Raw genomic sequence first — 14522 nt, 5'->3', positions numbered from 1 at the left:
AGATGATTCCGAAGACAGTTGTTTTTCCGCCTGAAGTAGGGCAGATTGTTCGGATCAAACAGGGTCGGGAAACAAATCAGCTTGCTGTTGTCATAAGAATTGTTGATCATCATCATGTGCTAATAGCAGACGGAGAAAAGCGTACTTTTCATTCTCCTAAGAAAAAGAATATCAATCATTTAACCCTTTATGATTGCGTATCTCCGGAAGTTCAGAACAGTATAAACGAAACAGGGCGTGTGACAAACGGAAAACTGAGATTTTCTCTTTTGAAATTTGTCAGAGAGCAAGTTACTGATTTGAAGAAGGGAGAACACTTGAATGGCGAAAGACGATGTAATTGAAGTGGAAGGTACGATAGTCGAAACGTTGCCAAACGCGATGTTCAAAGTTGAACTTGAGAATGGTCATACAGTTTTGGCTCATGTATCTGGTAAAATCCGCATGCACTTCATTCGCATTTTACCTGGAGACAAAGTTACGGTAGAATTATCTCCATATGACTTAACTCGTGGTAGGATTACGTACCGTTACAAATAAAGCACTCCGGAAACTGAAGGAGGTTGGAAACACATGAAAGTGAGACCATCAGTTAAACCAATCTGTGAAAAATGTAAAGTTATTCGCAGAAAAGGAAAAGTAATGGTGATCTGTGAAAATCCAAAGCATAAACAAAAACAAGGATAATTTATAAGGAGGTGCCCAGAGAATGGCTCGTATTGCTGGTGTAGATATCCCACGTGACAAACGTGTTGTTATTTCATTAACATATGTCTTCGGAATTGGCCGCACAACGGCTCAACAAGTCTTGAAAGAGGCTGGTGTTTCAGAAGATACTCGTGTACGTGATTTGACTGAAGATGAACTTGGTAAAATCCGTGATGTTATTGACAAACTTAAAGTAGAAGGTGACCTTCGCCGTGAAGTTTCTCTTAACATCAAGCGTCTGATCGAAATCGGAAGCTACCGCGGAATTCGCCATCGCAGAGGATTGCCTGTTCGCGGACAAAACTCTAAAAACAACGCGCGTACTCGTAAAGGTCCGCGTCGTACTGTAGCTAACAAGAAAAAATAAGTAAGGGAGGTACCTAAACAATGGCTGCTGCTCGTAAAACAAACACGCGTAAACGTCGCGTGAAAAAGAATATTGAGTCTGGAATCGCTCATATTCGTTCAACTTTCAATAACACGATCGTTACGATCACTGATACTCATGGTAATGCTATTTCTTGGTCAAGTGCCGGAGCTCTAGGTTTCAGAGGATCTCGTAAATCTACTCCTTTTGCTGCACAAATGGCTGCTGAAACAGCTGCTAAAGGATCAATCGAACACGGACTTAAAACTCTAGAAGTTACTGTTAAAGGACCTGGTTCTGGTCGTGAAGCTGCTATCCGTGCACTTCAAGCTGCCGGACTGGAAGTCACTGCTATCAGAGACGTAACTCCTGTTCCTCATAACGGATGCCGTCCACCAAAACGTCGCCGCGTGTAATTTGTTTGTATAGATTTTGTGTCCCTGTCAATAATGGGTTATGATACAGTTATTTATGAAACGAATGCACCGACTCGTTGCCTGAGCACATACGGGACTAAACAATGGGGAATTTCGGATGGAATCTCATATGATTCTATTCGAGGTTTCGACGTTTTGAAGGAGGGTTTTAAGTAATGATCGAGATTGAAAAACCAAAAATCGAAACGGTTGAAATCAGCGACGATGCCAAATTTGGTAAGTTTGTCGTAGAGCCACTTGAGCGTGGATATGGTACTACTCTGGGTAACTCCTTACGTCGTATCCTCTTATCCTCACTCCCTGGTGCCGCTGTAACATCGATCCAGATAGATGGTGTACTACACGAATTCTCGACAATTGAAGGCGTTGTGGAAGATGTAACAACAATTATCTTACACATTAAAAAGCTTGCATTGAAAATCTACTCTGATGAAGAGAAGACGCTTGAAATTGATGTACAGGGTGAAGGTACTGTAACAGCAGCTGATATTACACACGATAGTGATATTGAGATCTTGAATCCTGATCTTCATATTGCAACTCTTGGTGAGAATGCGAGTTTCCGAGTTCGCCTTACCGCTCAAAGAGGACGTGGGTATACACCTGCTGATTCAAACAAAAGAGACGATCAGCCAATCGGCGTGATTCCGATCGATTCAATCTTTACGCCAGTTTCTCGTTTATCTTATCAGGTAGAGAACACTCGTGTAGGCCAGGTTGCAAACTATGATAAACTTACACTTGATGTTTGGACTGATGGAAGCACTGGACCTAAAGAAGCGATTGCGCTTGGTTCAAAGATTTTAACTGAACACCTTAATATATTCGTTGGGTTAACTGACGAAGCTCAGCATGCTGAAATCATGGTTGAAAAAGAAGAGGATCAAAAAGAGAAAGTTCTTGAAATGACGATTGAAGAATTGGATCTTTCTGTGCGTTCTTACAACTGTTTAAAGCGTGCGGGTATTAACACGGTTCAAGAGCTTGCGAACAAGACGGAAGAAGATATGATGAAAGTTCGTAATCTAGGTCGCAAATCACTTGAAGAAGTGAAAGCAAAACTAGAAGAACTCGGACTCGGCCTTCGCAAAGACGATTGACTAGTTTCGATGTGAACTAGGATTTTCGTGTGTTTTTTATTTCAGAACAGCATTCCAATAAAGGAGGGGACATCACATGTCATACAGAAAACTAGGACGTACGAGTGCACAGCGTAAAGCTATGCTTCGTGATCTTACAACTGATTTGATCATCAACGAAAGAATCGAAACAACTGAAACTCGTGCGAAAGAACTTCGCTCAGTAGTTGAAAAAATGATCACGCTAGGCAAGCGCGGTGACCTTCATGCTCGCCGTCAAGCTGCTGCTTACATCCGCAACGAGGTTGCCAATGAAGAAAATAACCAAGATGCACTTCAAAAATTATTCTCTGACGTTGCAACTCGTTACGAGGAGCGCCAAGGTGGATACACACGTATTATGAAGCTTGGTCCTCGCCGTGGTGACGGAGCACCAATGGCAATTATCGAATTGGTTTAATCACATATCTTTGTGTATCTAAAGAAGGGCGGGACAGTTTCTAACTGGATCTATGCCCTTTTTTTAGATACAAAAGCTTTTTGTACAAGAAGATGAAGAGAAAAGCAGAGTTTTAGTTGAGAGGAGGCCAGGCTGTCCATGAATGAAAAACACTTGATATCAGTAAATGACATTACTTATCGGTATCGAAAAGATGCAGAAAGACCGGCACTTGACGGTGTATCCCTGCAAGTGTATGAGGGCGAATGGCTTGCAATAGTTGGTCACAATGGTTCTGGGAAGTCAACGCTGGCCAGGGCATTAAATGGCTTAATTATGCCTGAGACAGGTGAGATTGAGGTAGGCGGCATACCGCTGACTGAGGAATCAGTTTGGGATGTTCGAAAAAAGATTGGAATGGTCTTTCAAAATCCGGATAACCAATTTGTCGGAACGACGGTTCGCGATGATGTGGCTTTTGGTTTAGAAAACAATGGTGTACCGCGGGAAGAAATGATAGAGAGAGTAGATTGGGCGACAAAACAAGTCAACATGTTTGATTTTCTCGATCAAGAGCCGCACCATCTCTCCGGAGGCCAAAAGCAAAGAGTTGCGATTGCGGGAGTTCTCGCCGCACGTCCTGATATTATTATTTTAGATGAAGCAACCTCTATGTTAGATCCGATTGGCAGAGAAGAAGTGCTTGAAACGGTAAGACATTTAAAAGAGCAAGGCATGGCCACAGTTATATCCATTACCCATGATTTGAATGAGGCCGCTAAAGCTGACAGAATCATTGTGATGAATGGCGGCAGGAAGTATGCTGAGGGACCGCCTGAAGAGGTTTTTCGATTAAATGAGGATCTTGTTCAAATCGGCCTTGATCTGCCCTTCTCATTCCAGCTCAGCCAACTGTTGAAAGAAAGCGGAGTGGCTCTGGAAGGAAACCATCTGACTCAGGAAGGGCTGGTGAAAGAGCTATGGACATTACGATCAAAGATGTAGAGCATCGCTATCAGATGAAAACGCCGTTCGAACGGCTTGCCTTATATGATATCAATGCTTTGATTAAGGAAGGAAGCTATGTAGCAGTAATAGGGCACACAGGTTCCGGCAAATCAACTCTTCTTCAGCATTTGAATGGACTGCTGAAGCCGACAAAGGGACAGATATCACTGGGGGATACTGTGCTTCAAGCCGGTAAAAAAAATAAGCAGCTTAAAGCCCTCCGGAAAAAAGTCGGAATCGTTTTCCAATTTCCGGAGCATCAGCTATTTGAAGAAACAGTTTTGAAAGATATTTCTTTTGGTCCAATGAACTTCGGCGTGAGAAAAGAAGATGCTGAACAGAAAGCCAGAGAAATGTTAAAACTCGTCGGGCTGTCAGAGGAACTTCTTGATCGATCACCCTTTGAATTAAGCGGCGGACAGATGCGCCGAGTCGCAATAGCCGGCGTTCTTGCAATGGAGCCGGAAGTGCTTGTCCTGGATGAACCGACAGCCGGACTCGATCCAAGAGGGCGTCAAGACATTATGGACATGTTCTATGAGCTTCATACCAGAGGTAATTTGACGACCATACTTGTCACCCACAGTATGGAGGACGCTGCTGCGTACGCCGATGAAATAATTGTGATGCATCAAGGGACAATTAAAGCAACGGGAACTCCCCGGGATTTATTTGCAAAGGGTGAAGAAATGGCCGATTTGGGTCTTGATCTCCCCGAAACGATTAAATTTCAAAGGCAGCTGGAGATGGCACTCGGCGTCAAATTTGAAAAGCCTATGCTGACAATCGAAGACGCTGCAGCCGAAATCCGTGCTCTCTTTCAGGAGGAGAAAACCTTATGATGGATAGCATGATTATCGGCAAGTATGTACCCGGTTCTTCACTTGTTCACCGTTTGGATCCAAGAACAAAGCTGATTACCATCTTTATGTTTGTTTGTATTGTTTTTTTTGCTAATAATGCCCTGACGTATGCTTTGCTTGGTGTGTTTACGTTTGGTGTTGTCTCCTTAACGAGAGTCCCGTTTCACTTTTTGCTGAAGGGTTTAAAGCCGATTATATGGATTGTGCTGTTTACCTTTCTGCTTCATATTTTAATGACGCGTGAGGGACCGGTCCTCATAGATCTGGGACTCATCAAAATTTATCAAGGCGGACTTGTTCAGGGGATTTTTATTTCTCTCAGATTTGTGTACCTCATCTTAATAACCACACTTCTGACTTTGACCACAACGCCGATTGAAATAACAGACGGAATGGAACAGCTGCTTCACCCTTTTAAAAAGCTCAAGCTTCCCGTCCACGAGCTTGCACTCATGATGTCGATTTCTTTACGTTTTATACCGACTTTGATGGAAGAGACGGATAAGATTATGAAGGCTCAGATGGCAAGAGGGGTGGACTTCACAAGCGGTCCTTTAAAAGACAGAGTAAAGGCAATTGTTCCATTGCTTGTTCCGCTGTTTGTCAGTGCGTTTAAACGGGCGGAGGAGCTTGCTGTCGCCATGGAAGCGAGAGGCTATCAAGGCGGAGAAGGACGTACGAAATACAGAAAGCTTGTATGGACTGGGAAGGATACAGCAGTAATTCTTACTCTTGTACTTTTGGCTGTTCTGTTACTTTTCTTAAGGTCGTAGAGGTGCCGTATGAAAATGAAATGCACGATTTCTTATGATGGACATTTGTTTAACGGATATCAGGTACAGCCGGGAAAAAGGACGGTTCAGGCTGAGCTGGAGAAAGCCTTGGCCATTCTCCATAAGTCTGAAGACAAGGTTCCGGTGATTTCTTCCGGAAGAACGGATAGCGGGGTTCACGCGGCCGGACAGGTCATTCATTTTGATACCCCGTTATCTATTCCGGCAGAGAGATGGCCGTATGCATTAAACGCATTGCTTCCGGGAGATATCGCCGTAAAAACGGCAGAACATGCGGATGATGGGTTCCATGCGCGATTTAGCGCGATCAAAAAAGAGTACCGCTACTTTGTGTACACGGAAAAACACCCGGACGTATTTAAACGGCATTACGCTTACCATTTTTCATATCGTCTCAATGTGCAGAAAATGAGAGAAGCATCAGAGCACCTTATAGGCACTCATGATTTTACGAGCTTTTGCTCCGCTAATACAGAAGTGCGGGATAAAGTCAGGACTATTTATGAACTGGACTGGACCGACACGGATGACGGTTTGCAAATGCGGATTGTAGGGAGCGGTTTTCTATACAATATGGTCAGAATTATCGCGGGCACGCTGTTAGATGTCGGTACTGGAAAATTTTCCGCAGACGATGTGAAAGGCATGCTTGATGCGAAAGACCGAGAAGCTGCGGGGCGTACAGCACCCGGGCATGGACTGTATTTATGGCACGTTTACTATGACAACTAAACCAGGTGTAACATTTTCTTGACAGAGTCTGCATAAAGTTATAAGATATCATATGGTATGTATTTCAACCCCACGATAAGCCCCGGAACTTATTGTGTTGTGAAATAGAACGTAACAGAAGTTTATTGAAAATGACAGATTATTTAGGAGGGAAATTCAATGCGTACAACACCTATGGCTAATGCAAGTACAATTGAACGTAAATGGCTTGTTGTTGATGCTGCTGGCAAGACTCTAGGACGTCTTTCTACAGAAGTTGCATCTATCCTTCGCGGAAAACACAAACCAACTTACACACCACACGTTGACACTGGAGATCATGTGATCATCATCAACGCTGAACAAATCGAGTTAACTGGTAAAAAGTTAACTGACAAGATCTACTACCGTCACACTCAGCATCCAGGCGGTTTGAAATCTAGAACTGCTCTTGAGATGCGTACAAACTACCCTGAGAAAATGCTTGAGCTTGCGATCAAAGGCATGCTTCCAAAAGGTTCTCTAGGTCGTCAAATGTTCAAGAAATTGAACGTATACCGTGGTTCTGAGCATCCACACCAAGCACAACAACCTGAAGTTTACGAACTTCGCGGTTAATTAAAAGGGAGGTTACCAATTTGGCACAGGTTCAATATTACGGTACTGGCCGTCGTAAAAGCTCTGTAGCGCGCGTGCGTTTAGTTCCAGGAGAAGGCCGTATCGTCGTTAATAATCGTGAAATCAACGAATACATTCCATTTGAAGCGTTAATCGAAGATATTAAACAACCTTTAACTCTGACTGAAACAGCTGGAAGCTATGATGTTTTAGTAAGTGTTACAGGAGGCGGTTTCGCTGGACAATCTGGCGCAATCCGTCACGGTATCGCTCGTGCTTTGCTTGAAGCAGATCCTGAATACCGTTTAACTCTTAAACGCGCTGGACTTCTTACTCGTGACTCAAGAATGAAAGAGCGTAAGAAATACGGACTTAAAGGCGCACGTCGTGCACCTCAGTTCTCAAAACGTTAATTTCATCTTGTCAAAAGACTCTCACCCTTTATGGGCTGGGGGTCTTTTTTTTGTCTGAACATAACTCCGCTGAACTCGGGGGAACAACCATATGGTTTCCCAAGTAATAATGTGTCATTCACTGTATCAGTAATCTATATACCCCTTTTTTCTTTTGCAGGAGGAGTTGAAGAAACTGATTACCTCCTCACTAAAGTTTCAGCGGGAGTTCTGGCAAGTACGGCTAAATTTGCTATCTCAGACTTATTTGAGTAACCAAAGCACTGCGATTTATATAAAGAGCAAGAAACCTAAAAACTTAATTGTTGCGAATTTTTGAATTTTTTTCTAATTTTAAAGAGGGATAGCGATGAAAATCTAGAAATATTTGATATACTCTAAACGACTATGACTAAGGAGCACGATTCATGAACTCGCTAGTAACACACAACAGTAAGGCATGGGATAATAAAGTAGAATCAGGCAATGAATGGACTGTTGCTGTAGAAAAAAGGATCATTGAAAAAGCCAAAAACGGGGAGTGGGATATAAGGTTAACGCCGACTAAGGATGTCCCAAAGGAATGGTTCCCGTCTGTAAAGGGTCTAAAAATGCTTTGTTTAGCTGCGGGCGGAGGCCAGCAAGGCCCAATTTTAGCTGCGGCGGGGGCAGACGTCACCATCTTAGACAATTCAGAAAAACAGCTTCAGCAGGATCAATATGTGGCTGAACGTGACGGCCTTACATTACATACTGTAAAAGGAAGCATGAATGATCTTGGGCGCTTTAAGGATGAAACGTTTGATTTCATTGTACATCCCGTCTCAAATGTTTTTATTGATAATGTGCTGCCGGTATGGAAAGAGGCGCATCGGGTACTGAAAAAAAACGGCACATTGATTTCCGGCTTTGTCAATCCGGTGGTGTTTCTCTTTGATATTGAGTTAGAAAAGCAAGGCATTTTAAAAGTGAAGCACTCCATCCCTTACTCCGATCCAGCAGACCTTCCAAAGCAAAAAGTAAAAGAACTTATCCAAAACAATGAAGCACTTGAGTTTGGACATTCATTAGAAGACCAAATCAAGGGACAGATTGATGCTGGATTCATGATTTCTGGCTTTTATGAAGATAAAGGCGGATTTGTATTGGACGAGTATATTAATACATACTCAGTGACAAGAAGCATTAAAGTGTGAAACCAACAGCATCCTCTTATTGGATGCTGTTTTCTGGGGAGGCAGTTATAACATTCTTTTGAAAAAATTCGCTGCCACAGGAGGGATTCCGAGTTCTCTTGCCCAAACAGACAGCTGGCCGATGTGATGGATTTTATGAGTCAGGACGTGTCTTAGAATGTGGGTTTTACTAAATTGTTTAGCCATCCAGCTTACTATAACCTGAATACACTCCATCCTCTTCCCCGCAGCTGTTGATTACCTCAACTACATCTGACCGATAATCCATTGAAAGCTGTTTATTGCTGATGCTTTTAAAGCATGCACAATCGGGGTGGAAAACTTTTCCTCTAATATTTCATGTATCCAGCTTATTTCTCCGTCGATTACGTGGAATCGTGTCTTTAGTATGCTCCCCATACCGCCCGTTCTACTCTTTAGTAATTCTTCTTCGCTTATTTGCTCGCACCAAGAGCAAATAGTTTACTCATTAAAAACTCACCTCTGTATTAAATTCGCTCATTTTTTTACAGACACCTTCTTTTGGCGGAATTTCCATCTGAATGCGGGCATGGTTTTCACAGCCCAGCTTCAAAATAAATGTTAAAAGGAGGGTGCGTCGTATGGCAGAGGTTTTATCATTTATAGAAGTAAAACGTCAGAAAGATTTTGAACTTGAAAAAAATTTACTCAAAGAACTCTCGCTTAGGCAGATCATTCAGTCTGTAAAAGCTTGTCTCACACCGTTATTTCCATTTCTGCATGACGAAAGGGATATCATCAGTGAAGGCTGTATAGATTTTGCTATAGAAGCTTACCTATTGGGAGGGCGCTTTGGTATTTTCGGTTATTACGGAGAATCCATGCAAAGCATAAATGCCCGCTCTGAAAGGGAAGAGGAAGAATTGCGGTTGGAGTTTTTTGATTATCTATATAATTGGACACACGAGCAATATTCCACTTTTGATAAAAAAATGGTTTATGAAGCCTCACGTCAGTTTATTAAAGACTGGTGGACGGAGGGCTTTACCCAAAGAGAAAAACAATGTAAGCTTCGCATGCGGTAATCATAATTCCCGACCCTGTCCCATATTTATAAATAACGGACAAGCGGGAGGGAAAGGGATGAGGAAAAAGCTTAAATGGCTCAGTTTTTTGCTAGGCTTCATCATATTACTGTTTTTATTTAAATATCAATTCAACAATAATGATTCCTGGAAGCCATGGAGTCTGCCTTTGAGCGGGAAGATCATTTACCTGGATCCGGGGCATGGAGGACCGGATGGAGGAGCTGTTGGCGGAGAGCTTTTAGAGAAGGATATTACACTTGAGGTTGCTGACAGGGTAAGGGATTATCTGCAAGAGCAAGGCGCCCTCGTCATTATGACCAGAGAAAGTGATACTGATTTGGCTCCTGAGGGTATGAAAGGCTATAGCAGACGAAAAGCTGAAGATTTAAGAAAACGTGTGACACTGATCAATAAATCAGAGGCGGAACTCTATATCAGCATCCATCTCAATGCAATCCCGTCTCAAAAATGGAGCGGGGCACAAAGTTTTTATTATGGAAAATACAAAGAAAATGAAAAAGTAGCGAAATACATTCAAGACGAATTAAGAACAAATCTGGAAAATACAACCCGAAAAGCAAAGCGGATTCACGGGATATACTTAATGCAAAATGTCACAAAACCTGGGGCGCTTATAGAAGTCGGCTTTCTATCCAATCCCGGGGAAGCGAAACAGTTGGGGAAACCAAAATATCAAGATAAGGTCGCATCTTCTATATATAAAGGTATATTAAGGTATTACACTGAAAAAGGAGACCCTCCGGAATAAGGAGGGTTTTCTCATGCGGTCCTTACTGTTTATGTATGATATAATAACGTTTGTAAACGAATACACAAAAGGGTGAGGTTCGATGATAAGAGAAGATGAAGTAAGAAAGATAGTTGGGGAAATGCGCGAACCTTTTCTTCAAAGACCTCTGGGAGAATTGGATGCAGTAAAAGAAGTGAAAATCAAGCCTGAAAAGCAGCATGTCAGCGTGAAAGTTGCTCTTGCTAAAACGGGTACTGCTGAACAAATGCAGATCCAGCAAGAAATTGTAAATGTGCTAAAAGATGCAGGAGCAGAAACTGTCGGACTCCGTTTCGAAGAACTGCCTGAAGAAACAGTAGCGAAGTTCAGAGCGCCCTCTGCGGAGAACGAAACGCTGTTAAATAGGGATCAGCCGCCGGTATTTCTTGCGGTAGCAAGCGGGAAAGGCGGAGTAGGCAAATCAACAGTATCTGTAAATCTGGCTATTTCTCTTGCGCGACTTGGAAAAAAAGTCGGTTTGATTGATGCTGATATTTACGGATTCAGTGTCCCGGATATGATGGGTATCACAGTACGGCCAACCGTAGAAGGAGAAAAATTACTTCCTGTCGAAAGGTTTGGAGTAAAGGTCATGTCTATGGGCTTCTTTGTAGAAGAAAATGCTCCGGTTGTATGGAGAGGACCTATGCTGGGCAAAATGCTCAACAACTTTTTCAATGAGGTCGAGTGGGGAGAAGTGGACTATATCGTTCTTGATCTTCCGCCTGGTACTGGAGATGTGGCACTTGATGTTCATACCATGCTTCCGAGCTGTAAAGAAATTATCGTATCCACACCGCATCCGACTGCTGCGTTTGTAGCCGCACGGGCCGGATCTATGGCCATAAAAACCGATCATGAGGTCGTAGGTGTTATTGAGAATATGGCTTATTATGAAAGTGCAACAACTGGTGAAAAAGAGTATGTCTTTGGAAAAGGCGGAGGAGATAAGCTTGCAGAAGAACTGAAAGTGCCGCTGCTTGGCAGAATTCCTTTGAAACAGCCTGACTGGAATAAAGACCAGTTCGCGCCATCTGTTTATGATAGAAGCCACCCTATCGGTGAAATTTATTATGAGATTGCAAAAGAAGTTGCTGAGAAAGCTTCTGTTAATGCATAAAGGGGAACCGGGATGATGTAATCCCGGTTGCCGTCTTATTCTTTTTCTTTAGCGGAACTGCTGGCTGCTTTTTTTAATTCATCCTCGAATTGTTTCTTGTATAAAGGACTTGAAAGGGTTTCAGTGATTACTTCCTCTAAGTAACTGCGGAATTCTTGGCTCTTAGCAAGCTCGCTGTATTTCTTATTCATTTCAGGATCCTGCATAATCTGCATCAGCATTTTTTGATAATCAGGATCTTTCATCAGTTTTTTAATGACTTTTTCATGTTCAGATTGAAGGGTTTTAGCAAAGCTCTCGGAAAACTCGGTGTCTTCAAAGATGTTCTTCCAGAAATCTGCGCCCTTTTTAGATGTCAGTGTTTTCTCTATCGTTGACTTAATCGCATCCTGATCAATCACCAACGCTTCATTCATCGCATCATCGTTTAATAATTCCTTAATCGCTTTTTTTCCATCATCCGTCTTTAATATATCGACAACCATTTTTTTAGTCTGGTCATAATCCATATCCGCTGCTTGGTCTTTTGGAGCGCAAGCTGTTACAGATAATAATAAAAAACAGCTTATCAATAGCGTTTTGGCTTTTGACATGCTTAAGCTCCTTTCACATACTTGTCTTACTTTTAATATGAAGAATCCGTCTGAAAATATACATAACAAAATATCGCTATTTGCGATTTTTAGGGGTTGGATAAGAAATGAAAAGCCGTGGACTTGTTCGTTTTTTCTTTTCTATATTGGCAGTAGGTGCACTTATCACGAGTATCGTTGGTTTTGCATTAAAATGGGAAGAATACAAAGAATTGTTTATAAACCTGGAGATAGGTGAGATCTTCTCTGTATTATTGTGGTTTGTAGGGGTGGGTATGATATTCAGCGTAATCAGTCAGATGGGCTTTTTTGTGTTTTTAACGGTTCATCGTTTTGCACTGGAAATCCTAAGATCCTCATCGTTATGGAATTGGCTCCAATTGTTTTTAATCTTATTTGTAGCGTTTGATTTAATGTATGTTCGTTTTTTATTTTTTGGAGGCAGCGGAGAGTCCATCATAGGCTATGCCTGGCTGCCGTTGTTTTTGCTGGTGTTTGGATTGCTTGCGGCATACATGAAGCAAAAGCAGTCCTCAAAAAAAACATTTATATCATCTCTGTTCTTAATGGTTGTCATCACTGCTTTAGAATGGTTTCCGGCTCTAAGAGTAAATGAAGAGGACTGGCTTTATTTAATGCTCTTTCCTTTAATGGGCTGTAATGCTTTTCAATTGCTGATGCTGCCTAAGTTTGCGGAGAAATAAGTCATTTGATTTCTGAAGATTTAGCTTCGGTATTTGCAATGAGATCCCCGACGGAGACATTTTTTAATCCTTTTTCTTTTAAACGGTTTATAATTTCCGGTAAAGCCTCTTCAGTCTGTTTTGCGGAATCTGAGGCGTGTAAAAGGACGATGTCTCCGCCCGCAAGCTGGCTGCTTACATTATCAATAACTTTTTGAACGCCCGGATTTGTCCAGTCGTGTGAGTTAATACTATAGTGAACGACAGTATAATCATACTGGTTCGCAATCTTCAATACATCTTTGTTGAATTGTCCGGTAGGCGGTCTTAATAGATGCACATCTTTAATGCCTAATTTTTCAAATGCGGTCTGAGCCCGGACAATATCCTTCTTAATATCGCTGTTCTCCAGATTTGCGTAGTTTTTATAAGCATAACCCATGCTCCCTATTTGGTGGCCGTCCTTTACGATGCGTGCAACTGTGTCAGGATGACGCTCAGCCCAAGAGGCAGATAAAAAAAACGTCGCGTTTTTAATTCCGTTGGCTTTCAGGGTGTCGAGAATAGGTAAGGCTCTTTCGTCTCCCCAGCTGATATCGAAGGTGAGAGAAACAGAATCAGACTTTGTTTCTCCTTTATAAATTGCTTTTGGACCGCTGTCAGTCGAAAATACAGGAAGGGGAACTGCTTTTTGTATATAAAAGAAACCGGCTGTGGCAAAAGCTGCGATGATGATAATGATTATTTGTTTTACACGTTTTATATGCCACACATAAAAATGATTCACCAGATGACGCCTCCTTATCTTGTCCATAATCCTTGCTTAATCGTATGAAACAAGCCGGACAAATATAACAATCAAAAAGACTTTGAAAAAAAACGAAATTAACTGTTGACCTTTTTAAAGAAACCATGGTATATTATTATTCGTCGCTGATGAACAGCAGACAAAACATAAAAGCTTCAAAATAACTTTAAAAAAAGTTGTTGACATAAAAGAAGCTGAATGGTATAGTAATAAAGTTGCTTCAAACGAAGCGGACAAGATGATCTTTGAAAACTAAACAAGACAAAACGTACCTGTTAATTCAAAGTTTTAACATAAAAATCGCACAGCGATGTGCGTAGTCAGTCAAACTAAGGCCTGCACGATGCAGGTCACGCAGATGTTGCCACAGGATGTGGCGAACTTAATCTGCGGTCCATTATCGGAGAGTTTGATCCTGGCTCAGGACGAACGCTGGCGGCGTGCCTAATACATGCAAGTCGAGCGGACAGATGGGAGCTTGCTCCCTGATGTTAGCGGCGGACGGGTGAGTAACACGTGGGTAACCTGCCTGTAAGACTGGGATAACTCCGGGAAACCGGGGCTAATACCGGATGCTTGTTTGAACCGCATGGTTCAAACATAAAAGGTGGCTTCGGCTACCACTTACAGATGGACCCGCGGCGCATTAGCTAGTTGGTGAGGTAACGGCTCACCAAGGCAACGATGCGTAGCCGACCTGAGAGGGTGATCGGCCACACTGGGACTGAGACACGGCCCAGACTCCTACGGGAGGCAGCAGTAGGGAATCTTCCGCAATGGACGAAAGTCTGACGGAGCAACGCCGCGTGAGTGATGAAGGTTTTCGGATCGTAAAGCTCTGTTGTTAGGGAAGAACAAGTGCCGTTC

General features: G+C 42.4%; 20 protein-coding genes, 1 rRNA gene and 1 pseudogene. 19 read left to right on the top strand and 3 right to left on the bottom strand.

All coding sequences use genetic code 11. From position 1 onward, the window contains the following. Positions 1-2 precede the first annotated feature (2 nt). The 14 genes from AXI57_RS07685 to AXI57_RS07620 all read left to right on the top strand — a co-directional run bounded on the left by AXI57_RS07685 (position 3) and on the right by AXI57_RS07620 (position 8612). On the top strand, positions 3-344 hold the full coding sequence (locus AXI57_RS07685) for a KOW domain-containing RNA-binding protein (protein WP_003328267.1): 342 nt from the start codon (positions 3-5) through the stop codon (positions 342-344). After that, on the top strand, positions 322-540 hold the full coding sequence (gene infA, locus AXI57_RS07680; RefSeq protein WP_003156508.1) for a translation initiation factor IF-1: 219 nt from the start codon (positions 322-324) through the stop codon (positions 538-540). Before AXI57_RS07685 ends, infA begins: the two co-directional genes overlap by 23 nt. Positions 541-573: 33 nt before the next feature. Then, entirely contained in the window at positions 574-687 is a 114-nt protein-coding gene (gene rpmJ, locus AXI57_RS07675) for a 50S ribosomal protein L36 (protein ID WP_003156543.1), read from the top strand. Positions 688-709: 22 nt separating this feature from the next. Then, the gene (gene rpsM / locus AXI57_RS07670; RefSeq protein ID WP_003328266.1) at positions 710-1075 is read left to right on the top strand and encodes a 30S ribosomal protein S13; all 366 of its coding nucleotides are present in this window, start codon (positions 710-712) and stop codon (positions 1073-1075) included. Positions 1076-1095: 20 nt separating this feature from the next. Then, positions 1096-1491, top strand: coding sequence for a 30S ribosomal protein S11 (gene rpsK, locus AXI57_RS07665; protein WP_010787431.1), 396 nt, complete (start codon positions 1096-1098; stop codon positions 1489-1491). A 176-nt stretch (positions 1492-1667) separates the two neighbouring features. Then, positions 1668-2612: a DNA-directed RNA polymerase subunit alpha gene (locus tag AXI57_RS07660; protein ID WP_003328264.1), complete on the top strand. Its 945-nt coding sequence runs from the start codon at positions 1668-1670 to the stop codon at positions 2610-2612. A 76-nt stretch (positions 2613-2688) separates the two neighbouring features. After that, positions 2689-3051, top strand: a complete 363-nt coding sequence (gene rplQ, locus AXI57_RS07655; RefSeq protein ID WP_003328263.1) for a 50S ribosomal protein L17 — start codon at positions 2689-2691, stop codon at positions 3049-3051. A gap of 138 nt (positions 3052-3189) precedes the next feature. Then, positions 3190-4035, top strand: coding sequence for an energy-coupling factor ABC transporter ATP-binding protein (locus AXI57_RS07650; protein ID WP_061669747.1), 846 nt, complete (start codon positions 3190-3192; stop codon positions 4033-4035). Further along, entirely contained in the window at positions 4011-4880 is an 870-nt protein-coding gene (locus tag AXI57_RS07645; protein WP_061669745.1) for an energy-coupling factor ABC transporter ATP-binding protein, read from the top strand. The genes AXI57_RS07650 and AXI57_RS07645 overlap by 25 nt, the downstream gene beginning before the upstream one ends. Beyond that, positions 4877-5674 (top strand): energy-coupling factor transporter transmembrane component T family protein, encoded by a 798-nt coding sequence (locus AXI57_RS07640; protein ID WP_013390724.1) that lies wholly within the window; start codon positions 4877-4879, stop codon positions 5672-5674. Before AXI57_RS07645 ends, AXI57_RS07640 begins: the two co-directional genes overlap by 4 nt. Positions 5675-5683: 9 nt before the next feature. Next, complete coding sequence (truA, locus tag AXI57_RS07635; protein WP_003328258.1) at positions 5684-6427, top strand: tRNA pseudouridine(38-40) synthase TruA; 744 nt, start codon at positions 5684-5686, stop codon at positions 6425-6427. A 159-nt stretch (positions 6428-6586) separates the two neighbouring features. Then, entirely contained in the window at positions 6587-7024 is a 438-nt protein-coding gene (gene rplM, locus AXI57_RS07630; protein WP_003328257.1) for a 50S ribosomal protein L13, read from the top strand. Between the two features lie 20 nt (positions 7025-7044). Next, on the top strand, positions 7045-7437 hold the full coding sequence (gene rpsI, locus AXI57_RS07625) for a 30S ribosomal protein S9 (protein ID WP_003328256.1): 393 nt from the start codon (positions 7045-7047) through the stop codon (positions 7435-7437). A 407-nt stretch (positions 7438-7844) separates the two neighbouring features. Beyond that, the gene (locus tag AXI57_RS07620) at positions 7845-8612 is read left to right on the top strand and encodes a class I SAM-dependent methyltransferase (protein ID WP_061669743.1); all 768 of its coding nucleotides are present in this window, start codon (positions 7845-7847) and stop codon (positions 8610-8612) included. A 45-nt stretch (positions 8613-8657) separates the two neighbouring features. On the opposite strand, the pseudogene AXI57_RS20740 reads toward AXI57_RS07620, so the two are convergent. Further along, a pseudogene (locus AXI57_RS20740) lies at positions 8658-9071 on the bottom strand (DinB family protein). A 143-nt stretch (positions 9072-9214) separates the two neighbouring features. On the opposite strand from AXI57_RS20740, the gene AXI57_RS07615 reads away from it, so the two are divergent. The 3 genes from AXI57_RS07615 (at position 9215) to AXI57_RS07605 (ending at position 11571) form a co-directional block, all read left to right on the top strand. Then, positions 9215-9658 carry a DUF2521 family protein gene (locus AXI57_RS07615; protein WP_061570370.1) on the top strand — a complete coding sequence of 148 codons (444 nt, stop codon included), beginning with the start codon at positions 9215-9217 and terminating at the stop codon, positions 9656-9658. A 58-nt stretch (positions 9659-9716) separates the two neighbouring features. After that, complete coding sequence (gene cwlD, locus AXI57_RS07610; RefSeq protein WP_010787439.1) at positions 9717-10430, top strand: N-acetylmuramoyl-L-alanine amidase CwlD; 714 nt, start codon at positions 9717-9719, stop codon at positions 10428-10430. 82 nt (positions 10431-10512) lie between these two features. Next, positions 10513-11571 (top strand): Mrp/NBP35 family ATP-binding protein, encoded by a 1059-nt coding sequence (locus AXI57_RS07605; RefSeq protein ID WP_003328252.1) that lies wholly within the window; start codon positions 10513-10515, stop codon positions 11569-11571. Between the two features lie 35 nt (positions 11572-11606). Here the strand turns inward: AXI57_RS07605 and gerD are convergent, their stop codons facing one another. Next, positions 11607-12164, bottom strand: coding sequence for a spore germination lipoprotein GerD (gene gerD, locus AXI57_RS07600; RefSeq protein WP_003328251.1), 558 nt, complete (start codon positions 12162-12164; stop codon positions 11607-11609). 107 nt (positions 12165-12271) lie between these two features. Between gerD and kbaA the strand changes: the two genes are divergently transcribed. Continuing rightward, positions 12272-12868, top strand: coding sequence for a KinB-signaling pathway activation protein (kbaA, locus tag AXI57_RS07595; RefSeq protein ID WP_061669741.1), 597 nt, complete (start codon positions 12272-12274; stop codon positions 12866-12868). Between the two features lies 1 nt (position 12869). Here kbaA and pdaB read toward each other — a convergent pair whose 3' ends face one another. Next, positions 12870-13634 (bottom strand): polysaccharide deacetylase family sporulation protein PdaB, encoded by a 765-nt coding sequence (gene pdaB / locus AXI57_RS07590; RefSeq protein ID WP_003328249.1) that lies wholly within the window; start codon positions 13632-13634, stop codon positions 12870-12872. A gap of 418 nt (positions 13635-14052) precedes the next feature. On the opposite strand from pdaB, the gene AXI57_RS07585 reads away from it, so the two are divergent. Continuing rightward, positions 14053-14522: ribosomal RNA gene (locus AXI57_RS07585) — 16S ribosomal RNA — on the top strand; the annotation flags it as partial.

The organism is Bacillus atrophaeus (genome assembly GCF_001584335.1).
In the GTDB taxonomy this organism is placed as follows: domain Bacteria; phylum Bacillota; class Bacilli; order Bacillales; family Bacillaceae; genus Bacillus; species Bacillus atrophaeus.
Note: the sequence above shows the minus strand (reverse complement) of the source record. Positions and strands in the feature narration are given on the sequence as shown.